23 protein-coding genes are annotated in these 23,270 nt (G+C 65.3%); 14 read left to right on the top strand and 9 right to left on the bottom strand.

Annotated features, from left to right (window positions below; all coding sequences use genetic code 11):
* Positions 1–86: 86 nt before the first annotated feature.
* The gene (locus QOU61_RS07055; RefSeq protein WP_289657396.1) at positions 87–1,049 is read right to left on the bottom strand and encodes an alpha/beta fold hydrolase; all 963 of its coding nucleotides are present in this window, start codon (positions 1,047–1,049) and stop codon (positions 87–89) included.
* Between the two features lie 267 nt (positions 1,050–1,316).
* Here QOU61_RS07055 and QOU61_RS07050 point away from each other — a divergent pair, with 267 nt between their 5' ends.
* Positions 1,317–1,499: a hypothetical protein gene (locus QOU61_RS07050; RefSeq protein WP_289657395.1), complete on the top strand. Its 183-nt coding sequence runs from the start codon at positions 1,317–1,319 to the stop codon at positions 1,497–1,499.
* A gap of 148 nt (positions 1,500–1,647) precedes the next feature.
* Here QOU61_RS07050 and QOU61_RS07045 read toward each other — a convergent pair whose 3' ends face one another.
* From QOU61_RS07045 to QOU61_RS07035, 3 genes are all read right to left on the bottom strand, one after another.
* Positions 1,648–2,322: a tetratricopeptide repeat protein gene (locus QOU61_RS07045; RefSeq protein WP_502876894.1), complete on the bottom strand. Its 675-nt coding sequence runs from the start codon at positions 2,320–2,322 to the stop codon at positions 1,648–1,650.
* Between the two features lie 94 nt (positions 2,323–2,416).
* On the bottom strand, positions 2,417–2,542 hold the full coding sequence (gene ykgO / locus QOU61_RS07040; protein ID WP_002713372.1) for a type B 50S ribosomal protein L36: 126 nt from the start codon (positions 2,540–2,542) through the stop codon (positions 2,417–2,419).
* Positions 2,543–2,747: 205 nt separating this feature from the next.
* Positions 2,748–5,795: an AAA family ATPase gene (locus tag QOU61_RS07035; RefSeq protein ID WP_289657394.1), complete on the bottom strand. Its 3,048-nt coding sequence runs from the start codon at positions 5,793–5,795 to the stop codon at positions 2,748–2,750.
* A gap of 233 nt (positions 5,796–6,028) precedes the next feature.
* Here QOU61_RS07035 and QOU61_RS07030 point away from each other — a divergent pair, with 233 nt between their 5' ends.
* The 7 genes from QOU61_RS07030 to QOU61_RS07000 all read left to right on the top strand — a co-directional run bounded on the left by QOU61_RS07030 (position 6,029) and on the right by QOU61_RS07000 (position 11,830).
* The gene (locus tag QOU61_RS07030) at positions 6,029–6,457 is read left to right on the top strand and encodes a hypothetical protein (protein WP_289657393.1); all 429 of its coding nucleotides are present in this window, start codon (positions 6,029–6,031) and stop codon (positions 6,455–6,457) included.
* A 6-nt stretch (positions 6,458–6,463) separates the two neighbouring features.
* Positions 6,464–7,087, top strand: a complete 624-nt coding sequence (locus QOU61_RS07025) for a class I SAM-dependent methyltransferase (protein WP_289657392.1) — start codon at positions 6,464–6,466, stop codon at positions 7,085–7,087.
* Positions 7,088–7,186: 99 nt separating this feature from the next.
* Positions 7,187–8,071 (top strand): amidohydrolase family protein, encoded by an 885-nt coding sequence (locus tag QOU61_RS07020; RefSeq protein WP_289657391.1) that lies wholly within the window; start codon positions 7,187–7,189, stop codon positions 8,069–8,071.
* 66 nt (positions 8,072–8,137) lie between these two features.
* Positions 8,138–8,983, top strand: coding sequence for a dienelactone hydrolase family protein (locus tag QOU61_RS07015; RefSeq protein ID WP_289657390.1), 846 nt, complete (start codon positions 8,138–8,140; stop codon positions 8,981–8,983).
* Entirely contained in the window at positions 8,980–9,726 is a 747-nt protein-coding gene (locus tag QOU61_RS07010) for a haloacid dehalogenase type II (RefSeq protein ID WP_289657389.1), read from the top strand. The genes QOU61_RS07015 and QOU61_RS07010 overlap by 4 nt, the downstream gene beginning before the upstream one ends.
* On the top strand, positions 9,716–10,213 hold the full coding sequence (locus tag QOU61_RS07005; RefSeq protein ID WP_289657388.1) for a YbaK/EbsC family protein: 498 nt from the start codon (positions 9,716–9,718) through the stop codon (positions 10,211–10,213). The genes QOU61_RS07010 and QOU61_RS07005 overlap by 11 nt, the downstream gene beginning before the upstream one ends.
* Before the next feature lie 102 nt (positions 10,214–10,315).
* Positions 10,316–11,830, top strand: coding sequence for an amidase (locus tag QOU61_RS07000; protein WP_289657387.1), 1,515 nt, complete (start codon positions 10,316–10,318; stop codon positions 11,828–11,830).
* A gap of 19 nt (positions 11,831–11,849) precedes the next feature.
* On the opposite strand, the gene QOU61_RS06995 is transcribed toward QOU61_RS07000, so the two are convergent.
* From QOU61_RS06995 to QOU61_RS06985, 3 genes are all read right to left on the bottom strand, one after another.
* Positions 11,850–12,098: a hypothetical protein gene (locus QOU61_RS06995; RefSeq protein ID WP_502876893.1), complete on the bottom strand. Its 249-nt coding sequence runs from the start codon at positions 12,096–12,098 to the stop codon at positions 11,850–11,852.
* Between the two features lie 217 nt (positions 12,099–12,315).
* Positions 12,316–13,305 (bottom strand): tripartite tricarboxylate transporter substrate binding protein, encoded by a 990-nt coding sequence (locus QOU61_RS06990; RefSeq protein WP_289657385.1) that lies wholly within the window; start codon positions 13,303–13,305, stop codon positions 12,316–12,318.
* Between the two features lie 104 nt (positions 13,306–13,409).
* On the bottom strand, positions 13,410–13,742 hold the full coding sequence (locus QOU61_RS06985; protein WP_289657384.1) for a helix-turn-helix domain-containing protein: 333 nt from the start codon (positions 13,740–13,742) through the stop codon (positions 13,410–13,412).
* Between the two features lie 416 nt (positions 13,743–14,158).
* On the opposite strand from QOU61_RS06985, the gene QOU61_RS06980 reads away from it, so the two are divergent.
* Positions 14,159–15,883, top strand: coding sequence for a tetratricopeptide repeat protein (locus QOU61_RS06980; protein ID WP_289657383.1), 1,725 nt, complete (start codon positions 14,159–14,161; stop codon positions 15,881–15,883).
* Positions 15,884–16,092: 209 nt separating this feature from the next.
* Positions 16,093–16,347, top strand: coding sequence for a hypothetical protein (locus QOU61_RS06975; protein ID WP_289657382.1), 255 nt, complete (start codon positions 16,093–16,095; stop codon positions 16,345–16,347).
* A gap of 107 nt (positions 16,348–16,454) precedes the next feature.
* On the opposite strand, the gene QOU61_RS06970 is transcribed toward QOU61_RS06975, so the two are convergent.
* Positions 16,455–18,443 (bottom strand): hypothetical protein, encoded by a 1,989-nt coding sequence (locus QOU61_RS06970; protein WP_289657381.1) that lies wholly within the window; start codon positions 18,441–18,443, stop codon positions 16,455–16,457.
* 970 nt (positions 18,444–19,413) lie between these two features.
* Here QOU61_RS06970 and QOU61_RS06965 point away from each other — a divergent pair.
* Complete coding sequence (locus tag QOU61_RS06965) at positions 19,414–19,941, top strand: REP-associated tyrosine transposase (RefSeq protein WP_289661332.1); 528 nt, start codon at positions 19,414–19,416, stop codon at positions 19,939–19,941.
* A 28-nt stretch (positions 19,942–19,969) separates the two neighbouring features.
* On the opposite strand, the gene QOU61_RS06960 is transcribed toward QOU61_RS06965, so the two are convergent.
* On the bottom strand, positions 19,970–20,878 hold the full coding sequence (locus tag QOU61_RS06960; protein ID WP_289657380.1) for a LysR family transcriptional regulator: 909 nt from the start codon (positions 20,876–20,878) through the stop codon (positions 19,970–19,972).
* A 119-nt stretch (positions 20,879–20,997) separates the two neighbouring features.
* Between QOU61_RS06960 and QOU61_RS06955 the strand changes: the two genes are divergently transcribed.
* The 3 genes from QOU61_RS06955 (at position 20,998) to wrbA (ending at position 23,187) form a co-directional block, all read left to right on the top strand.
* Positions 20,998–21,750, top strand: coding sequence for an SDR family NAD(P)-dependent oxidoreductase (locus tag QOU61_RS06955; protein WP_289657379.1), 753 nt, complete (start codon positions 20,998–21,000; stop codon positions 21,748–21,750).
* A gap of 33 nt (positions 21,751–21,783) precedes the next feature.
* On the top strand, positions 21,784–22,482 hold the full coding sequence (locus QOU61_RS06950) for a pirin family protein (RefSeq protein ID WP_289657378.1): 699 nt from the start codon (positions 21,784–21,786) through the stop codon (positions 22,480–22,482).
* Between the two features lie 105 nt (positions 22,483–22,587).
* Complete coding sequence (gene wrbA / locus QOU61_RS06945; protein WP_289657377.1) at positions 22,588–23,187, top strand: NAD(P)H:quinone oxidoreductase; 600 nt, start codon at positions 22,588–22,590, stop codon at positions 23,185–23,187.
* Positions 23,188–23,270: the final 83 nt, after the last annotated feature.

Genomic DNA, 23,270 nt, shown 5'->3' with positions numbered 1-23,270 from the left:
CGAAATCCTAACGCATCGCGGTCGGAGAGGCCATCAAAGGCGTGATGAGACGAGGCCAAACTGAAGCCGCCTCGGAGGTCCATGGTTCAGCGCGCAGCCGCCGCCGCATGCGTCGACATTCGTCCGATCATCGCCTCGATCTCGGCGGCCACGACGTCGGGCGCCGCATGCTGGATCATGTGGCCGACGCCGGGAAGCACGATCAGCCTGGCACCCGGTACGGCCGCGACAAACGGGCGCGAATGGATCGCGGTCGACACCGTCTTGTCGGCGTCGCCTGAAATCACCGTGACCGGCACCCTGATCTCGCCATAGCGCGGCGCCTGCCCGGCGACGTCGGCTTTCAGCGTGACGAGGTCGTGCGCATTGGCGAGGAATTCGCGCGGCCGCAGCAGGAGCGGCGTGGCGCTGTCAGCGACGAAACCATCAGGCATCGCCTGCGGCAGGAACACCCCGCGCGCGCCGGGTGCGGCGAGGAAATAGCCGAGCGGCAGCGTGATCGTGTAGGCAAGCAGCGGGCCGATCACGGGTCTGGCAACGGCCTTGTTGTACCAGCCGACGCCGCCACGCCAGGGATGGGTGACCGGCGCCAGCATCACGAGCCCGGCGACGCGCGCCCCATAGTCGAGCGCAAGCCGCGCCCCGAGCGCGCCGCTCCAGGAGTGGACCACGAAGATCGCGCTGTCGACGCCGAGCTTCGTCAGCGCCTCGTCGATCATCCGTGCCTGGACCGCGGGCGTGGAATCCGCACGGCTCGCGCGCGTGCTCCAGCCGTGGCCCGGCCGGTCGATCAGGATCACGCGGTGCTGCGCAGCGAGCTGGTCGCCGAGCGGGCGGCGCATCACTTCGAGGTTGGAGCTTGCGCCATGCAGCATCACGATCGGCGGCCCTGGCGCCTCGCGCGGGCCGATATCGACGACGTGCAGCGTCGCGCCCCCGACGGCGACCATCCGGCCCTGCGCCGGGTAGCTCCGCTGCAAGATCAGGATTCCGAGCTGGGTGACGAGGGCGAGCACGGCCAGCGCCGTCACGACGAGGATCGTCAGCATTGCGCCGGTCCGGAAGGTTTTTGCCACGCCACAGCTACGGCGCCGGGCCACAAGCGGTTTCGGCGGGTCACGACAGGGTTTTCCACACTATTCAGAGTCCTGTCATACGGATGTCGCCGGTCATTTTATAACCATGATCCCTATCTCCTGTGCATGGCGGTGCATGTGCTGCACAGGCTGTTGCAACTCGGACGATCCACGCAATCCACAGGAACCCGGATCGGGTGGCAAAGTTGGGGTCCCGATCGGGGAATGGGAGGATTTTCGATGACTGTCAGGACGAGTGAAAACGCCATCGACGAGATCGTGGCCAGTTGCAATGGCGATCTCCGCGGCGCCGTCAAGGCGCTGCTGCTGATCAACGAGCACCTGGAAGCGGAATTGGTCCAGCTCTATGCGACCGCGGCCTATAACGGGCTCGCCGAACGCAACAACAACGTGCTGCACTAATCACCGCACCACCCGCCGGCGGCCGGGGCGGCTCTCGGTTCGGCCAAGTCTTTCTCGGCCAAGTCTTTCTCGGCCAAGTCTTTTCAGCCATGTCTTCGGACTGATCTTCCGCGCCGTCTCGAAGGGGACGTCGACCGGCGCGCCACAATCAGATGTCGCGGCCTTCGACCTTTTCGCTGAGCGTCTTGACCAGTTCCGGCACCTTCTCGAGGTGCGGATTGACCGCGAGCGCCTTGCGGAACGCATCGAGCGCGCGTTTCTCGTCGCCAATGTCCTGCATGATCATGCCAAGTCCTGCCAGCGCGCCGAAATGGCGTGGCTCGCGGATCAGCACCTGCTGAATGTCGGCGAGCGAGCGGGCGTAGTCGTTTTGCAGGTAATAGAGCGTCGCCCGCCGGTTCCAGGCCTCGGTGTAGTCGGGGCGCAGCTTGACGATGGCATCCAGCAGCTTGAGCGCGACATCCATCTTCTGCGCATCCATCGCCGCCTTGGCGCGGACCATCAGAAGTGCCGCGGTGTCGCTCGGAGTCTGCATCCAGATCGCCCAGATGCGGGCCTCGACGTGCTTGGCGCTCAACTCGTCCGGCGCGGCCTTGAGGGCACCGAACAGGAAATCCAGTCCCTTGCTGCGGTCGGCGCCAACCCGCGGCAGCTTGCCGGGCGCTTCCGGCAGCTTCTTTTTGGGCGCGGCTCTCGGGTCGGCCTTGGGATCGAGCTTGGGATCATCCTGGGCAAACGCGCGAACGGGCATCGCCACGGCGATCGCTGCGACGATCGCCAGCGCGGGCATCACGGCTAAAACACGCGGGAATCCTGGAACCATGACGCAAGTCTAGACGCAGAAAATCGCGCCGCAAAGCAGCGCGATTACGGAGACCGTCAAAGACCTGTGAGGTGGGCCCGCTTAGCCCGGCGTATCAACCTTGGCGCGCCTTGAAGCGGCGCTGGACCTTGTTGATCACATAGACCCGGCCCTTGCGACGGACCAGGCGGTTGTTGCGGTTGCGGCCGCGCAGCGATTTCAGCGAGTTACGGACCTTCATGGGAGAATCCTGGTTGCTTCGAAAGGCCGTTTTCGACAGGCCGAAACTGGCAAAATGGGATTTATCCGGCTGGCGGCCAGGCCGCCCGGAACGGGGCGGGTTCTACCATCCGACGGCCGAATGTCAATGCAAATGGGCCACCGAACAGGGCTGGTCGGACCGTTACCACCCGCTTTCGACGCCTCGCCCCGCGCCGGAACCGCGCTCACGCATGGCGGGCCAGGATTTCCTCGGCTTCGCGCTCGGCAACTCGCATGGCGCGCCTTCGCGCCAGATTCCTCGCCTCGAGCGCCGTGGCCCTGGCCTGGTCGGAGCCGGTCGCGGTCAGCGCCTCCGCCAGGATCGTGAGCAGGAAAGGCTCGATTTCGAGCCCGGCCCTTTGCGCCCGCGCATAATCGATCGTCTCGTTGAGCAGCCCCACCGCCTCATCGGGCCGGTTTTCCGCCAGCAATGCCAGTGCTTGATAGCGGTGCCCAAGTACCCGCAGATAAGGCGTCACATTCTCCCGCAGGGCGGCACGAAGGTTCTCGACTTCCTGCACGGAGAGATCGGGCCGGATTTTCCGATGGCCCTCGATCTTGGTGCCGTGCGCATTGACCTGATGGATCGTCTCCAGCGGCGGACCGGCCAAGAGCGCATCCAGGATGCCGTCGGCTTCGGCGAAACGGTCGAGCCCCATCAGGATTCGGGCACGCTGCGTCTTGAGCCACGGCGCCGGATCGAAACCCAGGGTTTGCCGGTCGCGCTGCTCGATCTGGTGGATGCTTTCCAATGCTTCCGTATTGGCCTGGAGCGCCCGCTCCAAGAGGCCCGCCGACAGCAGCGCGTGGCTGTAGACCACCTTGAGCAGGGCGCTTGCGCTCTCATGGCCGGGACCGCCGATCAGCTTTTGCGCCTCCTCCGCCTTCGCGACATACGCGTCGGACGAGCCGGTGATGAGAAGAATGCGGCCGAACGCCATGGTGATGAGGGCTGCGGCGCGGATGTCCTTGTGCTTGTGGGCGAGCGCGATGGCCTGCGCGAACACCGGCTCGATCTCGCTGGCATCGATGCCTTCCCACCAGGCCAGATTGACGATCTGCCCGCAGGCCATCATCAGCATGTACTCGACCTCGGGAGAGGACGCATTGTCCTGGATCAGGCGCCGCACGCTGCGCCAGCTGTCGAGCGCGTGACGCGGGTCGCGCGCGCCCATCCACAGCGCGAAACGGAGGTGGCTCTGCGCCGCCAGCAGGTTTTCGCCGCCCTTCTCCCAGTGGTAGGCGACGAGCGAGGAATATTCGTCGAGCCGGTCGCGAAATTTCACCGCGAGCGCAGCGGCCGTGCCGCGATGCAGATGCTTGCGCTGCTCCGTCAACAGCGATCCGTAGGCGGCCTCCTGCACCAGCGGATGACGGAAGGCGAAATCGTCGCGCTGAACGTCGGCGCGCTCGTAGAGCATCTCCGCGCCCAGCAGCAATTGCAGCGAGGCTCGCGCCAGTTGAAAGGTTACCTGCGCGACCTTGGCCGCAACCGACAGCGAAAATTCCCTGCCGACCACGGAGGCCGCCTGCAGCAACAGCTTGTCCTGCTCGGGCAGGCGATCGATGCGCGAGCCCAGCACCGCCTCGACCGTCGGCGGCATCGGCGCCTCGCGCGCGGCGTCGACGAGCTTGAAGTGGCCGGCCGAACCGGCAAGCCCCCCCTGCTCGACCGCGGCGCGGATCAGTTCCTCGGCGAAGAAAGGATTTCCGGCGGAGCGTTCGACGATGCGCCGGCGCAGATTGGCGAGCGAGGGATCGGCGCCGAGCGCATGGTCCAGGATGGTCGCGATCGCAGCCTCGTCGAGCGGCCGTACCGCGATCCGCCTGAAGTAGGATCGCTCGGTCCATTCGCTGCGAAAATCCTGCCGGAAGTTGACGACCATCAGCGTCGTCGTGCCGGCGATGCTGTCAGCCAGCGCCACCAGGAAGGCCTCGCTGGCCGGATCGAGCCAGTGCAGGTCCTCGACGACGAAGACGGACGGCTGCGCCAGCGCCACCGCATGCGCGAGCCGCTTGGCCGCATCGAGCAGCTTGATGCGGCGCAGCCCGACATCGGTGGGCACCGCGCTTCGATCGGCAAGCGGCAGTCCGAGGAAGTCCAGAACCAGCGGCAGATCCTGAACCAGGTCGTAGTAAGACAGCGTGGCGCCGACCCGCTCCGCCGCCACCTGCTTCGACATGTCGTCGTCGATGCCGAAGAAGGTCCGGTACAGATCGAGGATCGGCCGCAGCGGCGTCGCCCGGCCATAGCCGGTCGCGCGCGCTTCCAGGACGGGCAGCCCCGCGGCGCGACACGTCTCGAGGAATTCGAAGATCAGCCGGCTCTTGCCGCTTCCCGCCTCGCCCATGATGCCGACCACGGGTGAGCGCCCGGCACGCGCCTCCTCCAGCGCCTGATGCAGCACCTGCATCTCCGCGTCGCGGCCGACGAAGGGGCTGAGCTTCTGGCCGCCGCGGAACTGCTGGGTGGCGACCGGCGGCCGGATACGCATGAGCGCATGGACCTGGAGGGGATCGGAAATCCCGCGCAGCCTGCGCTCGCCCAGAGGCTCGACCTCGACCTGGCCGGCCGTCGCCTTCAGCGTCTCGGTGCTGATGGCGATCCCGTTGTCGGGCGCCTCATGCTCCAGGCGCGCCGCGATATGGACGGTGCGGCCCATCGCGTCGTACTGCTCCGACATGTCGGTCAGGAGTGAGCGCACCACGACCTCGCCGGTGTTGATGCCGATCCGCACCGGCGGCGCGTTCTCGATCTTGCGCACGTTCTCGATCATCGCCAGTGCGGCGCAGCAGGCGCGGACCGCGTGGTCCTCCTGCGAGATCGGCGCCCCGAACAGCGCCATCAGCCCGTCGCCCTGCAGCTTGTTGACCGTCCCCTCGAACCGCGCCACCGCCTCGCGCATCGCCGCGGTGATGATGCCGAGCCGTTGATCGGCTTCCTCCGCATTGAGCTTGTCGATGAGCGCGGTCGATCCGGAAATGTCGGCGATCAGCACAGTCAGTCGCTTGCGCTCGCCTTCGCGGGCACGCGCCCCGAGTTTCGGCGCCGGCGCCCGCGCGCCGCGCTGGCCGGCCGCCTGAAGGACAGCACCGCAATCAACGCATTTGTCGGCCTGCGACAGATTGCGTCGCCCGCAGGCCGGACAGGCGCGCGCCAGCATGGCGCCGCAATTCGCGCAAAACTTCGCCTCGGGGTCGTTCTGGTGCTGGCACGTGTCGCAGAACGTCATGGCTCAATAAAATCTAAGGCAAATTGTCACAATAACTTACGTGCGTGCTCGGTCGGCAGGCAACATGGCACGCGGCCGGGAATCATCCTAGCGCATCATAGCGAGTCGCAATAATGCGACCCTTTGACGACATTTCCGGAAGCCAGGCCCGCCCGCTGGCAAAGGCCGGTCCTCTACGCTAGGGTGAATTTTTCAAAACCAGCGCGTTTACAATCATAGGTAGGAGAAAAATCATGGGAGCACTTGTCGAAGACCCGTCGGTCGGGACCATCATCAACGTGCTGGACAACCGCTTCGCGCCCGGCGATCCGATCAAGGAAATGATCGCGGTTCAGAAGGAATTCGACGTTTTCAACGTGAAGGAGCATTCGCTCAAGAGCATCTGCAAGCTGCTCAACCTCGCGCTGCCCGACCCGAAAAATCGCCGCGGCTGGTTCAAGTACTGCGATCACCTGAGAAGCATCCCCTCCGACCGGAAGGACGTGACGGCGCACGACCGGATCATCACGGCGCTGAAGGAAAACCTGGAATCGAAGAGTCCGCTTCCGGTGAAATTTGCCTGGCACCCGGGCACCAAGCTCGAGGTCAAGGTCGGCGACCGCCCCTTCATCTTTTCCAAGGACGAATATCTGCTGATTTCCGCGCCGATCGGCCATGTCTAACACAATATGCAGCCGGCCGACACCGCGCGGGCCTATTACACCGGCAAGCTGAGGCGGCACGGAGCCACAGCGCGAGGCGTCGACTGGTCGAGCGCCGCCTCGCAATATCTCCGCTTCGCGCAGCTCGTGAAGGTCTGCGATCTCCGCAGGCCTTTCAGCCTCAATGATTTCGGCTGCGGCTATGGCGCCCTGCTGGAATATTTCGACTTCCGCCACCCGGACCTCACCGTGCGCTATCACGGCATCGACATCTCGCCCGAGATGATCGAGGCCGCGCGCGCCAAATGGGCGCACAAGCCTGCGGCGACGTTTTCCGTGGGCTCGCAATGCCCTGATATCGCCGACTATTCGGTTGCAAGCGGCGTGTTCAACGTCAAGCTGGATTGGCCGGTCGCGCCATGGGAGGCCTATGTCCGGTCGATCCTGGCCGACCTGCGCGCCAAGAGCCGGCGCGGCTTCGCCGTCAACTTCATGCTGCCGCTGGATGATGAGCCGTCGGCCGAGCAGGCGCTCTACCGGACCCTGCCGGAGCCGTGGACCGGCTTTTTGGCGAGCGAATTGGGCTGCGCCGCCGACACGCTGGCGGACTACGGCCAGCGCGAGTTCACGCTGCTCGCCCGCATCGCCTGAGCGCCGGCATCGACGCGCAAGGCGGCCGCACGCTTGCGAAATTTGTTATATGATATAATCAATTTGCCAAACCCCAGAAATCGCGCCGGGAGGCGAACCATGGCCAGACTGAAGCTGCCCGACATCGACGCGGTCGTCGCGATCGACATCCACACCCATGCCGAGGAACCCTGCGGCCTTCATGCCGACGACGGCTATGACGACTTCCAGGCCAGGATGGCGGACTATTTCAAGTCGCCGAACAAGCACCCTCCGACGGTGCCGGAGACCGCGGCCTATTATCGCGCCAAGAACATCGCCGCCGTGATCTTCCCTGTCGACGCCGAGCGCGAGACCGGGTTTCGCCGCTACAACAATGACGAGATGCTGGAAGCGGCCTCCGACCATCTCGACGTGCTGATCCCCTTCGTCTCGATCGATCCGCACAAAGGCAAGCTCGGCGTACGCGAGGCGAAAAGGCTGATCGCGGAGTTCGGCGTCAGGGGGTTCAAGTTCCATCCGACCATGCAGGGCTTCTATCCGAACGACCGCATGGCCTACCCGCTTTACGAAGCGATCAATGACGGCGGCGCGATCGCGCTGTTCCACACCGGACAGACCGGCGTCGGCTCGGGCATGCCCGGCGGCATGGGAATGCGCCTGAAATATTCCAACCCGATGTACATGGACGACGTCGCGGCGGATTTCCCGGACCTCAAGATCATCCTCGCGCACCCCTCCTTCCCCTGGCAGGAGGAGGCGCTGTCGGTCGCGACCCATAAGCCGAACGTCTACATCGACCTGTCCGGCTGGTCGCCGAAATATTTCCCGCCGATCCTGGTGCGCTACGTCAACTCGATCCTGCAGGACAAGATGCTGTTCGGCTCGGACTGGCCCGTGATCACGCCGGACCGCTGGCTGGCCGACTTCGCCAGGCTCGAGATCCGCGACGAGATCCGCCCCAAGGTGCTGAAGGCGAACGCAAGGAGATTGCTCGGCATCTGAGGTGGCGCGAGGGCATCTGGCGGATGTAGGCTTCGAGCCGAGCCTGGACCCAAAACGGTGTCCGCCATGTCAGCCGCAAGGTCGCTCGCGTTGCTGCTTGCTGCCGTCGCCGCGCTTCCCGCTGGCGCGGCGCCCCCTGCGCTTGCGCCTTCGCTGGTCGCATTCGAAAGCCCGCTCGCGGGCCGGCCGCCGCTGCAGGGCTATATGCGCCGGAGCCAGGGCGGCGGCCCGGCACCTGCGGTGGTGCTGCTGCATGGCTGCGACGGCAACGGCGCGCGGCTCGACGCGCGCTGGGGCAGCCGCATCGCGTCGTGGGGCTATGTGACGCTCACCGTCGACAGCTTCACGCCGCGCGGCCTCGACAACACCTGCACCAGCGGCGCGCCGACCGCGCTTGCCTTCGACGCCTACCGCGCGCTTGATTTCCTGGTGCGGGACCCCTCCGTCGATCCGAACCGCGTCGCGGTGCTCGGCTTCGCGCAAGGCGGCTGGCTCGCGCTGACCTCGGTCGAGCGCGGCATCCTCGAGGCGACCGCGCGCCACAAGTTCCGCGCGGCTATCGCCTTCTACCCGCCCTGCCTCGGCTTCAAGGACGACATGACCGTGCGCACGCTGATCCTGATCGGCGCACGCGACGACTGGACGCTCGCCGCCGAATGCCGCAACCTGGTCGAAGGCAGGGACGATTGGGGCATCGCGCGATCGCCCGGCGAAGGCGTGCCGATCAGCCTCGTCGTCTATTCCGGCGCGCATCATGAATTCGACGTGCCCGCTTTCGCCGGTGGCCTCGACTATTTCGGCCATCACCTCGAATTCAACCCCGCCGCGTCGGCGCGGTCGGTCGACGCGCTGCGCGAATTCCTGTATTCGACCATCGGCGCCAGCGCACTCGTCAAGGGGCCGGACAAATGACCATCAAAGCCGTTGTCTTCGATGCCTATGGCACGCTCTACGATGTGCAGTCGGTCGCCGAAATCACCGAGGAGACCTTTCCAGGCTACGGCGAGATGATCACGCAGGCCTGGCGCATCAAGCAGCTCGAATATTCCTGGCTGCGTTCGCTGATGCGCCGCTATGAGGATTTTTCCGCCGTGACGCGGGATTCGCTCGCCTACACCTTGCGCATCCTCGCGCTTGACCATGACGGTGCCGCCTTCGCGCGCATCATGGACAAATACCTTCATCTCGATCTCTATCCGGACGCGACGGCGGCGCTTGCCGCGCTGAAGGGCCACAAGCTCGCGATTCTCTCCAACGGCAGCCCGGACATGCTCGACGCGCTGGTGAAGAACTCGGGCCTCGACGCCGTGCTCGATGCGACGATCAGCGTCGATGCCAACAAGGTCTTCAAGCCCGCGCCGGAAGCCTATCTGCTGGTCGAGGAGAAGCTCGGCATCCGCCCCTCCGAGGTGCTGTTCGTGTCCTCCAACCCGTGGGACGCCTGCGGCGCCAAGGCATTCGGGTTCAACGTCGCCTGGATCGAGCGGGTGACGCCGCAGGCGATGGCGCTCGCCTGCGTGGAAACGGTTGCAATTGCGCCGCTGACCATGTTCAAGGCGATCAGGACGCAGATGGACGAGCTCGGCGTCGCGCCCGACCATCGCATCCGTTCGCTGTCGGAATTACCGGAAGTCGTTGCCACCTATGAGCCTTGAATCCGTCAAGAAGTTCTTCGCCGAGAAAGCCCCCGACATCACAGTGATGGAATCGCCGACGAGCTCGGCAACGGTGGCGCTTGCCGCCGAATCCTTCGGCGTCGAGCCTGCGCGCATCGCGAAAACACTCTCCTTGCGGGTCGGCGAGCGCGTGGTCCTGATCGTCGCGAGCGGCACCGCGCGCATGGACAACAAGAAGGTGAAGGCGGCCTTCGGGGGAAAGCCGAAGATGCTCGGCCTCGACGAGGTCGCCGATATCACCGGCCATGAGGTGGGCGGCGTCTGCCCGTTCGGGCTGAAGACGCCGCTGCCGATTTATTGCGATGTCTCGTTGAAAGCCTTCGACGTGGTGCTGCCGGCCGCAGGCTCGACGCACAGCGCAGTCCGAATTGCGCCGCAGCGCCTGGCTGAATTGACCGCGGCCGAATGGGTCGACGTCTGCCAGGCCGCGGTTGCGCCCGCCGATCCGCAAGAGCTTCACATCTGAGTGACCGGCGCCGCGCGGCAAGAGGTAACATTTGCCTGCCTGACGGAAATCGCGATCATCGGGGTCCCCTCCTTCCCCCTCAGCATCACGATTGGATTTCCAATGAGCGACAAGATTGCACGCCGCGACTTCCTGGGCTCGGTCGCGCTGGCCGGCGCCGCGGCCGCGACCGGGCCGAATTTCCTCACGACCTCCGCGCGGGCCGCGGAAGGAAAGCCGCCTCCGATCATCCTCGCCTCCGCAAGCGAGCTCGCCACCGCGATCCGCACCAAACAGCTCACCTCGAAGGCCGTGGTCGAGGCGCATCTCGACCGCATCGCCCAGGTCAACCCCAAGCTCAACGCGATCGTGCAGCTGACGGCGGAGATCGCGCGCAAGGAAGCCGACGAAGCCGATGCAGCGCTCGCCCGCGGCGAGATCAAGGGCCCGCTCCACGGCGTGCCGATGACGATCAAGGACACGCTGGAAACATCAGGCGTGATCTGCACCGGCGGCACCAAGGGCCGCGCCAATTACGTGCCGAAGGCCGACGCCACCGCGGTGGCGCGGCTGCGCGCGGCGGGCGCGATCTTCCTCGGCAAGACCAACGTGCCGGAGCTTGCGGGTGCGATCGAGAGCGACAACCTCGTCTATGGCCGCACCAACAACCCTTACGATCTTGCACGCACGCCGGGCGGCTCGAGCGGCGGCGAGGCCGCGATCGTCGCCGCCTGCGGCTCGCCGCTCGGGCTCGGCACCGACGCCGGCGGCAGCATCCGCATCCCCGCGCATTTCTGCGGGCTTGCCGCGATCAAGCCGACCTCCGGCCGGGTGCCGCGCACCGGGCAGTTTCCGCTGCCATTGGGCGCCCGCGCCTCGGTGTTTCACGTCAGCCTGATCGCGCGCCGCGTCGAGGACCTCGCGCTGGCGCTGCCGATCATCTCCGGGCCCGACTTCCGCGACAATTCCATCGTCGGCATGCCGCTGCTCGATCCGAAAACCGTGACGCTGAACGGCTTGCGCGTCGCCTGGTTCGACGACGACGGTGCCGCGAGCCCGACCAGGGAGATCGCGGCCGCGGTCCGCGATTCCGCCAGGGCGTTCGCCGACGCCGGCGTCAAGGTCGAGGAGAAGCGGCCGCCGGATGCGGAGAAGGCCTTCACCGTCTATTACGACATGAGCCGCGGCGATGGCGGCGTCGGCACCCGCGCGTTCCTCAAGAGCATCGGCAGCGATCAGATCTCGCCCTTGTTCGAGCAGGCGCTGACCTATTTCGTCGCGCCCGCGATGGCCAGCACCACCGAGGCGCTCGCCGCCTTCGTGCGCTGGGACCTCTATCGCAACGCGATGCTGCGCTTTCTGGAAAACTACGACGCGGTGCTGTCGCCGGTTGCGCCCTATCCGGCGATGGCCCACGGCACGAGCTTCGAGGAAACCTACCGCAAGGGGCTCGGCTACGCCGCGATGTACAACCTCACGGGATGGCCGTCGGCAACGGTGCGCATCGGCACCTCGCCCGAGGGGCTGCCGCTCAACGTGCAGGTCGCGGCGCGCCCGTGGCGCGAGGACGTCGCGCTGGCGCTGACAGCGCATCTGGAGAAGAGCTTCGGCGGCTGGAAGATGCCGACCGCGGTGTAAGCGGCCGGCATCATCGCGCCTAGTAGGTTCGCGATTGCGGCGGTGGCGCCGGCGGCGCCATCGGCTGCGGTGACGCGACCCGGCCGCGCGGCTGCCCTGGCGGCTGAGGCTGAGGCTGCTGCTGGGCCTGCGCGCTGGCATTGGACTCGAACACCGCGCGGCAGCTGCTCGAGAGCTGCGGCGTGTTCTGCCTGAGGCAGGCGACAATGCCGTCGACATTGGGAATCTGCGATGCGCAAAACCGCCACACATCGGGCGTGCAGGCCATCTGCTGTTCCCATGTGCCGCGATATTCTTCCGCTGACGCTGCACTCCCTGTCGCGCCGACCGCGCTTGTTGCGACGACAAGACAAAATGCAATCCGGCGCGCTCGCATGGCGGTTCCTTTCCTTCGTTCGATTGAGTTCCCCCGCGCTGCCGGTTCACGCTCGCAAATGAATGCGACGCCGGAAGGTTCGCACCGGACAAGAAAACGTGAAGTTCCCCTATTCGACCTTGCCGATCTTCTTCACCGCCGCGATCAGGCGCGCGCTGTCCTCAGTGACGAAGGCCGAGAATTCCGGCGCGTCGAGATAGGCGACGGGGCTGCCCGCGGTCTCGAACGTCTTCGTCACCTCCGGCGCCTTCACCGCCTGCGCCATCGCCTCGCGCAGCCGCGTCATCACCGGCGCAGGCAGCGCGCTCTGCCCGAACAGCCCGGCCCAGATGTAGAACTCGACATCCTTGTAGCCGAGCTCCCGGAAGGTCGGCAGGTCGGGGAAGCTCGCGATGCGCTCGGCGCCCCAATTGGCGAGCACGCGCATCTTGCCGTCGTCGACCTGCTGCTTCAGCGTGCCGGGTGCCGAGGCCAGCGCCTGCACGGTGCCTGACAACAGCGCAGTGAGCGCGGGGCCGGCGCCGCGGAACGGCACGTGCAGGAGCTTGATGCCGGCGCTGGCGGCAAACATCTCCATCGCGATGTGCAGCGTGCCGTAGGGACCGGAGGAGCCGTAGGGAATCTGTCCGGGCCGCGCCTTGGCATCCTCGACGAAGTCCTTCAGCGTCTTCCATGGCGCGGAAGCCGGCACGGCGAGCAGCGTCGGGTCGGCCAGCACGCGGGCAATCGGAGAGAATTGCGAGACCTCGTAGGCCACGGGGCGATCGAACAGGCGGTCGGCCTCGGGCAGCACCGCCAGCGAGGACAGCGTCATCAGGAGCGTGTAGCCGTCCGCTTCCGCGCGCGCGGCCTGTGCATTGCCGATCGAGCCGCCGGCGCCGCCAGCGCGGTTGTCCACGATCACCGGCTTGCCGAGGACGCGTTCGAGCGCGAGCGCCACCGGCCGCGCCGCAAGGTCCGCCTGGCCTCCGGCCGGAAACGGCACGATCATGGTGATGTTGCGGTTGGGATAGGCGGCCTGCGCGAGCGCGGCGCTGGAAAGGACCGCCGGCGCGAATGGCAGGCTGGCGGCGGCTTGCAGGAATTGACGGCGATGCATCGGCAGTTTCTCTCCCCAGCGCTTGTTTGGAGAGATCATGACGAATTTTGCCGGCTGGGCAAAGGCGCACGCGGCGTCACGCTGGCATGATTGGAGCGCTTGCGTCAGTTCAGCTCAGGCAGCGCCCGGATCATGATGCGGACCAGATCGGCCTGACGCCTGGCGCCGGTCTTGCGAAACACCTGCTTCAGATATTGCCGCGCGCTGCCCTCGGTGATGCCGAGATCGGCCGCAGCCTCCTTCACGCTCTTGCCGTCGAACAGCAGCAGCGCCAGCCGCGCCTGGGCCCGGGTCAGCCCGAACAATCCTCTCAGGCGAAGCTGGTTGCCATCGGCGAGGCCGATCAGCGGCAGCGAGGCGGCGATGCGCGGGCTGTCGTCGGTCGCCGAACGGCCGATTTCGGAGGGCCACACCAGCCGGGGAGCAAGCCTGTTCACGGGATCACCGTGAGGCCGAATACCGTCAGCAGCACAGCCCGCCGCGTTCCCAGAAGGTTCACGTCCGATCTCCGCAATCCGCTACCGCCAGGCCGAGGCCGCCTCCTCGGGAAGCGGCGCCGCCCCTGCGACTGAATCTCTCACGCTGAATCTCTCATGGAGCGGCGGCCGGAGTCCTGACGGGCCGGCCCAAGGATTCTGAAGTTTTTCTGAAATCCGCCCTCAGAATGCCTCCAAATGCCTGAAGAGACGCCAAATCGCGCGCACGGCGCCTTCGCATCCGCAAAAAAGCATGTCGGACCCGCCGCGGGGTGGGCGATTCGATCGGCCCGCAATGCGCGCCGCGTCTTGCAATCGGACCGGTTGCTGCTATCCCTCCCGCGGTCCGCACCGAGCGCCAAAGACCCGGGGGCAGCGTGCTTCGTTTTGCCGGCCATGAGATCGATTCGCAGCGCGCCGAGCTGCGCGGCCGCCATGGCCAACCGATCAGGCTGCGGCCGAAATCCTTCGACATGCTGCTCATGCTCGCGGGCAACGCCCGGCGCATCGTCAGCAAGCAGGAGCTGATCGAGGCAATCTGGCCGAATGTCCACGTCAGCGAAGACAGCCTGTTTCAGTGCATCCGCGAGATTCGCGCAGCGCTAGGCGATGATCGGCGCGAATTGATCCGCGCGGTATCGGGCCGCGGCTATCTGTTCGACGCGGACGTGACGCGCGAGCCTGCCGCCGTTGCATCGGCCGGCGAAGCCGCTGCGGGTGCGGCAGCGGAGACGAAGGCCGCGCCTGTCGGGAGACTGTCTCCATTCAGCACCGGCCGGCGGACGATTTTCGCAGCTATCGCCGGGCTCGGCATCGCAGGCGTTGGTGCGCTCATCGGTCTTGCGGTCGCCACACCCGTCTTCGGGCCCGATCCGATCTTCGCGCGAAAGCCGCCCGCCATCATGGTGGTTCCGATCGCCGCCAGCGGCGGCGACCCGGAATCGGCCGAGATGGCGGCGAGCGTCACGCTGCGCCTCACCAATGGGCTCGCCGGGATCGACGGCATCCGCGTCGTGGCGCCCCCCGCCGTCGCGACGTCGACGTCGCCGCGAGGGATGCGCAACGCACCTGCCGACTTCGTGGTCAGCGCCGAATTGGTGAAAGGCGCAAAATCATGGGAAGCGCAGGCGCGCATGACCTCGGCCGCGACAGGCGAGGTGCGCTGGACCACGTCCGTCTCCGTCGGCACGGAGGACGGCGATCCGGCGCTTCAGCAGTCCCGGCTCGCCGCAGGCATCGGCCATTCGCTGGCGCTTCGGGTCAACGCGCTGCTCAATGCGAATGCGCTGATGCGAAGCGGAGGCGATGACGCCCTGCCTGCCGGCAACGCCAGGGTGGTGATCGAGCAGGCCATGGCCGTGATCAACCAGACCACGCCGGAGCGGTATCGCGCCGCGCAGACCATGCTGGAAACGGCGCTCGCGGCCGACCCCGACAATGTCGACCTCGAGATCGCGCTTGCGGCGCATCTCATGCGCGGCATCCAGACAGTCTGGTACGATCCCGCCAATGCCGCCACGACCGAGCGCGACGCCCGTGCGATGCTCGAGCGGGCGCTGCGGGCGAAACCGACTTATGTTCCGGCACTCGGCGCCTATTGCCGCCTGCTCACCGCGACCAACCAGCTTGCCGAAAGCCTCGTGGCCTGCGCGCGGACGCTGAGCTTCGACCCGTGGGACGGGACCGCGCTGTTCAACCTCGGCCTGACGCAGATCCTGCAGGGACGCTTCGAGGAAGCGCTGGCGACATTCAAGCAGGCCGATGAATTCGGAACGCCGCAATTCTCACGCTGGACCTGGCTGCTCGGGGCGGGACTGGCCTGCATGCTGATGGAGCGTAACGAAGAGGCCGTGCCGTGGCTCGAACGGTCGCTCGCGATCACGCCGGGGACCGGACGCACCCACATGCTGCTGGCGGTGGCCTATCAGCTCCTCGGCCGTCACGAGGAAGCCAGGGCGGTGATGGCAAAGGCGCTGGAGCTGCGGCCCGGCTCGACGGCGCAAAACGTCTCGCTGCCGACCCGCAATGCCAGTCCGGTTTTTCTCGCCGCGAGCGAACGGCTGATCAAGATCGAGGTCGAACTCGGACTGCCCGAGCGTTAGGGCCGATTTGCCCCGACCGGCGTGAGCGCGGCCGGCAATCGCCGATGACTGCAGTGGCTTCGCGCAGCGCCCGCTGGTTGAAGCTCTGCGAGCTGTGAACGCGGCGACCGCTCCACTAAAAACTTCTTTAAGCGCGAGCATACGATGCGGTTGTCCCTTATCTACAGAACAAGGACGACACAACCATCTTCATGACAAGAAGGACTCAAATGAAACTCGCGACAATAGCACTGGCCTCTGCGCTCATGCTCCCTGGCACGCTCGCGCTTGCAAATACGGTTCGTCATGAGCCCGGCGTCAGGACCCATGTCATGCTGCACAGGGGTGTGCCGCTGACCAGCTCAGGTGCTTTGCGTCCGAACTACGGCAATCCGAACGGCGATCCGGATGGTCCGACCACATTGAGCGGGACCGGCTCATCCGAATTCGGCGGCTCGTCGGCCGGTACCAGTGGCTACAACTAACGAAAAAAGCCCCGCATGTCTGCGGGGCTTTTTTTGGCTGCGCGCGCTGCGAAAGAAGCTGGCCTTGATGTGCCCTGCATCGTCCGCAGTTCAGCGCCGTCGCGATTTCAGGTGTGTGTCGGCCAGTGCCGCTCACGGAACCAGCCGCGGTACTCCGACGACATCTTCGCGCGCTGCGCCTGCGACGCATGCCGCTTGCACGTCGATGCCTCTTCGCTACCTTCCGCCGCGCCCCACCTGATCTCGACGCAGTCGTTCGGGTTATAGGCCATCTCGAACGACGTTGCCCGGTCGATGACCTCCTTGAGCGAAAGCGTCCACTGCGAGCCATCGCTGCGCGTGTAGGATATTTTTCGCGAGCCGAGCTCGGAGGCAAGCACCCCCTGCAACTCGCCTTTCACGTCCTCGATGCTCTTGCCGCTCGGCATCGCATAGCGCGCTGCCCGCCGTGCGACGCGATCGGGAAATCCCCGCACGACGTCGATCGCGATCAACAGACGGAAATCACGCGCCGGTGTGGAGTAATCCTCCCAGGCTCCCGTCGTCTCGAAGATCGAGGGGCCGTTGGGCATAGCCACTTCGCCGGCCTGCTTTTCCTGATATTTCCGCCCGTTTTCGATCGAGGTGACCCGCGTCTTCACCTGTTCGTTCAGACTGGCGATCGCGTCCGTCATCGCTTTGACGGGATCAAGAGGCTCTGGCGACATCACGTCATCCATGCGATCGTAAAAGTCCTCGGCACTCATCTGTGACTGATCGAGCGAAAAATCGGCGTACTGCGGATTGCCGGCGATTTCGGCATTGGCCAGCCGCCGCAGCGAAGCGCCCTTGTCGCGCACGATCGGCCGGAAGTGCTTGAAGCCCGGGCTGCCGAGCGCAGGATCGTGCACGAACAGGAAATTGCCGCGCCAGAAACGCTTTCGTGTGATCGACCCGTCGGGCTCGGCATCGACCGCGAGGAAGACGCCCGGCTTGCCGTTCAGCTCCGGCACGCGGTGCACGAGCATCAGCACATGGCCGTAGGGGTCGGCGTACACCGTGCCCGGGCGCAGCGCATCCTGCGTCAGCGGGACAGTGTAGAAATCGGTGTTCTCGTCGCTGGCGGCGACCCGCACGGCGCCGGTGTGCACGACGTCGCCAACGTCCCGGAGATATTCGCTGAAATTTGTCGGCGGCTTTGGCTTCGGTTTCGCCGGAGCCGCAGGCGGCATGACCGGCGGCGTCTCGGCCGACTGTGGCCGGCCAAACAGGTGCAGAAGCCCCGGCGTCTGCGCAGGCGGCATGGCGTCGGCGACCGCAACGGGGGCGACTTCCTGCTCGGGTGGCGGCGGCGGACGCGTGGCCTCGGGATGCTCCATGTCGAACCACTGGTAGCACTTCGGAGCCTTGCCGCCGATGCCGCGCGAGCAATTCGAGTAGCCGAATGGCAGCCCGATCTTGTAGGCAAAATAGGCGCGCAGGAAGTACGCGAAATCGGCGCAGTCAGGGCGAAGGCCGGTCTTCGCATTGTCTTCGCCGCGACCGAGATAGTTGAACAGGAAATTGCGCGATTGATCGCGCAGGACTTCATGCCAGGCCTTCCAGGACAGATCCTGGTCAGGCGGTGCGTCGAACAGCTTTTCGATCCACGCGGCAAACAGCGATTCCGTCTCGCGATCCCAGCTATTGCGCACCTGCCAGAATCGACCGGGCGGAATAGACACAGGGTCGGGCTTGCGCGCGCTTACCGAGATATCGCGGGTGATCGTGCTGCAATCGGCCGTCGGGTGGTCGAGCGCCAGAGTAGCGTGCCACGTGCCCGCGGTCGGCTCGGCGACCTCGGCGAACCAGGAATATGGCCCACCGCCGTGCCGGTCGGATGATTTGACGGCGACGCTTCCATCGGGTGCGACCAGCGACATCACGCCCTCGAGCGGCTTCTCGGTGACGATCATGACGCGCAGCGGCACCCCCTTCCAGGGCGCGAACGGCGAGGGCAGCACCGAGAGCTCGGCTGCCTTCCCGCAACTCCCCGACGCCGCTTCGGCGGGCGCGCCCATCGTTGCGAAAATGAACGCGGCTGTTGCCGCAACGGCAAACCGGCTGGCGAAACGCATTTTGACAACCTTTCTGGAAGAACCTGGAATCGGACGCGGCCCTGCCGGTCCGATCCGCGAAGCGCGACGTCCCCGGTTCACCACGCTCGCCCCCTGCGTCCCATTGCTGTCTCTCGTCGCAGTCACCACTCCCACCGCGCGAGGCTCTCAAACGGATGAGGCCTGGCGCGCACCACTTGCAGCCACGTTTGTCGGGCGAAGCGCCGTAGATGTGGCGAAAATTGGCGCGGCGCGACTTTCTCTGCTCGTTGTTGCCGCACGGACACGCTGAGGTCAACGATCCTGACCCATGCGAATTGTCGTCCGGGCGGTCGGTTCCATCCCAAATGACACCAGCTCGCCGGCGTGATCCGGGTCAAATCGCCTGCGCGCAAAATCGAAATTCGCGAGTGGACTCAAGCTGATTTGGGTCGTCCAGTCCTTAAGCGAAAAATATTCCGCTTGGTTTGTCGGGCAAATCAGTGGCTTCAATCCGCGCGTCCCGCCTCGATCCGAGGGGCGTTGCGCATCGTCACGAACGTTGGGTGCGGGATGCGATGGACGCGATCGGCGCACGAGACGAATGCGCAGGCTCGCGGACGGCGAAGTCGTGTGGTCCTGGCATCCCGACGCTGATGCCAAGTTCGCGAGAGGCAAGCTCTCGCGGACGACGGTGGCAAGAAAGCCCGGTCACCGGGGAGAGCACGAAGGAAACCGTTAAAACCAATCGCGCGGGGAATGCCGGGATGTCCGGCTGTACCTGTGGTGACTAACTCGTGTGCTTTTCTTTACTGCACGCGAGGCTGCGGGTGCGGCTCGCACCCGGCATTCCCTGCGCCCTCATATCGAGGGTGGTCCTTGCAACGCTCGGGCGTTTCGCGCCGCGGGAACGTAGCCGCGTGTCTTTTGGCTGTTTGACAAACAAATCCGTATCGTAGGGTGGGCAAAGCGAAGCGTGCCCACCATGGGCTTGGCATACTATCAAGAAATCATGCCGAACTATCGACGTGCCAATGTGAAAGGCGGGTTGTTCTTTTTCACCGTTGCGCTTGCCGATCGTTCGAGCAATTTGCTAATCGAGGAAATCGATCGCCTAAGACAGGCTTACCGGACCGTTCAAGAACGACGTCCTTTTGAGACGATTGCCGTCTGTATTTTGCCTGATCACATTCACGCTCTGTGGGCATTGCCTGAAGATGACCGGGACTTCGCCACCCGTTGGAACCTCATCAAGAGCGGGTTTTCCCGCGGAGTCGACGCGAAGCCGAGATCACAAAGCAAGGTTTCCAAACGCGAAAAGGGAATCTGGCAGCGTCGCTATTGGGCGCACGCAATTCGCGATCAAGCCGATCTCGAGCGTCACGTCGGCTACATCCACTTTAATCCCGTGAAGCACGGACATGTGACGCGCGTTGCGGATTGGCCTCACAGCAGCTTTCATCGTTTTGTTGAACGCGGCTTGCTGGAGTCCGATTGGGGCGGAGACATGAAGGATATTGCGGGATCGTTTGGAGAGTGATCGGTGGGCACGCTGCGCTTTGCCCACCCTACTTCTTCTGCCCCCTGGCGAAGTGGCTGGCGAGAAAATCCGCCAGCACCTCGACGCGTGCGGGCCGCGGGCCGCCGGGCGGGGTGACGAGATGCACCGCAGCCTCCGGCTGCGTCCAGCCCTTGAGGATCACCTCGACCTCTCCGGAAGCGATCGCGTCGCCGACGATGAATTCCGGCAGGTCGGCGATCCCGAGGCCGGCGAGCAGCGCCGGCATCACCGCCTCGCCATTGTTGACGCGCAGTTGCCCGTCCGGCCGCACGCTGACCTGCTCGCCGCTCGCATTGGTGTAGTGCCAGACGCCGCCGCCCGACAGATAGGCGTAGCCGAAGCAGCGGTGCTCGGCGAGGTGCATCGGATGCGTCGGCCGCCCGTACTTCTTCAGATAGGACGGTGCGGCCACTGTGTAGCGCGGCATCGGACAGAGCCTGCGCGCGATCAGCGAGGAATCCGGCAGCCGCGCTATCCGCAGGCCCGCATCAAAACCTTCCCCGATCAGGTCGACGATCGCATCGCTCAAATGCAGGTCGACGGAGACTTCCGGATAGGCTTGCAGAAATTCCGGCAAGAGCGGCGCCAGCTCGCGCACCCCGAACGTCATCGGCACCGCCAGCCGCACCAGCCCGCGCGGCACCACCGACTGCGCCAGCGCCTCGTTCTCCGCCGCCTCTCCGTCGGCCAGCAGGCGGCCTGCACGCTCGGACAGTTTCTGCCCGGCATCGGTCAGCGCGAGCCGCCGCGAGGTGCGGTTGAACAGCCGCGTCCCGAGCCGTTCCTCCAGCCGGCTCACCGCCTTGGAGACGGTGGCCTTGGACAGCGCAAGCTCGCTGGCTGCCGCCGCAAACGACCGTAATTCCACGACTTTTGCAAAAATCGCGAGCGCTTCGAAGTCCGGAAGCTTGGCCATCCTGAACTCTCTTTCAGAAACAATGAGTTTCAATAGTTTCTATTTATATACCAGACCGGCGGTCTTATTCACAAGCTGATCGACAGCCAAGGCAACAACCAAGGCAATGGAGGAATCCAATGACCAAGAAACTCGCAGGCAGGGTTGCGCTCGTCACCGGCGGTTCGCGCGGCATCGGTGCAGCCAGCGCCCGGGCGCTCGCCCAGGAAGGCGCCAGTGTCGCGATCAGCTATGTCGCCTCCCCCGACAAGGCAAACGCGGTGGTTGCGGAGTTGAAAGCCAAGGGCGTCGACGCCCGCGCCTACAAGACCGACCAGGCTTCGCCGGAGGACGTCGAGCAGCTCGTCAACAAGGTCGCCAAGGATTTTGGACGGCTCGACATCCTCGTCAACAACGCGGGCGTGGCCATCGGCGGCCCGATCGACGATCCCAAGTCCGACATCGCGGCCTTCGCGCGTCAGGAGGCGATCAATGTTCACGGCGTCGTCACGGCGATCCGCGCCGCATCAAAGCTGATGGGTGAAGGCGGCCGCATCGTCACCGTCGGCTCCGGCATCGCGACACGCGCGTCATTCCCGGGCCTTGCCGACTACGCCGCCACCAAGGCCGCGATCGTCGGCTACAGCAAGGGCGCGGCGCGCGACCTCGGTCCGCGCGGCATCACCGTCAACGTAGTGCAGCCGGGCTCGATCGATACCGACATGAATCCAAAGGACGGCGGCGATTTCGCCGAAACCCAGCGCAAGCAGCACGCGTTGCAGCGCTTCGGCAGGCCGGAGGAAGTCGCGGCCGGCGTCTTGTTCCTGGCAAGCCCCGAGGCCTCCTTCGTGACCGGCACGGTGCTCAATGTCGATGGCGGTTTCGGCGCCTGACGCAATCAATCATTCAATAAGAGGAATAATCCAGTGATCGAACTCAGACCTTTCGCGAAGCTCGGCAGCGCCGACCACGGCTGGCTCAAGGCCAAGCACCATTTCTCCTTCGCAAGCTACCATGACCCCGACAACACGGGCCATGGCTCGCTGCGCGTGTGGAACGACGACGAGATCGCGCCGAACACGGGCTTTCCGGCGCATCCGCACGCCAACATGGAAATCATCACCTATGTGCGCGAAGGCGCCATCACGCATCAGGACAGTCTCGGCAACAAGGGGCGGACCGAAGCCGGCGACGTGCAGGTGATGAGCGCAGGCAGCGGCATCCGCCACGCCGAATACAATCTGGAGCCGATCAAGACCCGGATCTTCCAGATCTGGATCGAGCCAACCACGAAAGGCGGACAGCCGACCTGGGGTGCCAAGCCGTTCCCGAAATCCGATCGTTCGGGCAAGCTGGTGACGCTCGCGAGCGGCTTTGCTGAAGACGAGGAAGCGCTGCCGATCCGCGCCGATGCGCGGGTGCTCGCCACCACGCTGAAGGCCGGCGAGAGCGCGCAATATGCACCGACAAGGTCGCGTCACCTCTATCTGGTGCCGGCAACGGGATCGATCGAGGTCAACGGCGTCAAGGTCAATGCCCGCGACGGCGCTGCGATCCAGAACGAGCAAAACCTCACCATCACCGCGCTGGAGGATTCCGAGCTGGTGCTGGTCGACGCGGCCTAGCGCCTCCTATCTTCAATCCAACGCCAAACCAAGCGTGGCCGGGAATATCCGGTCACGACTGGCCCTCTCACCCCAGCCGTCATCGAAACCTCACGGAGAAACATCATGACAAAAGTGCTCGTGCTCTACTATTCCGCCTATGGCCATATCGAGGCGATGGCCAATGCCGTCGCCGAGGGCGCCCGCGAAGCCGGCGCCACGGTCGACATCAAGCGCGTGCCCGAGCTCGTTCCGCCCGAGGTCGCCAAGGCGTCGTACTACAAGCTGGATCAGGCAGCGCCCGTCGCCAAGATCGATGATCTCACCAATTACGATGCAATCATCATCGGCACCGGCACGCGCTTCGGCCGCATGTCCTCGCAGATGGCGAACTTCCTCGACCAGGCCGGCGGCCTTTGGATGAAGGGCGCGCTGCACGGCAAGGTCGGCGGCGCCTTCACCTCGACCGCAACCCAGCACGGCGGCCAGGAGACCACGCTGTTCTCCATCATCACCAATCTCCTGCATTTCGGCATGGTTGTCGTCGGGCTGAACTACGGCTTTGCCGGCCAGATGAAGCTCGACGAAGTGACCGGCGGCGCGCCCTATGGTGCAACCACGATCACCGGCGGCGACGGCAGCCGCCAGCCCAGCGCCAACGAGCTTGCCGGCGCGCGCTATCAGGGCCGCACAGTCGCGGAAACCGCCAAGAAACTGCATGGCTGATGCGATGCGGGCGGCATTCTCCTGGCGCGATGCCGCCCCATCTATCGGGTATCCCGCAAGGATATCCACACCCCTCGCAAGGA

This window comes from Bradyrhizobium sp. NP1, assembly GCF_030378205.1.
Classification (GTDB): Bacteria; Pseudomonadota; Alphaproteobacteria; order Rhizobiales; family Xanthobacteraceae; genus Bradyrhizobium.
Note: the sequence above shows the minus strand (reverse complement) of the source record. Positions and strands in the feature narration are given on the sequence as shown.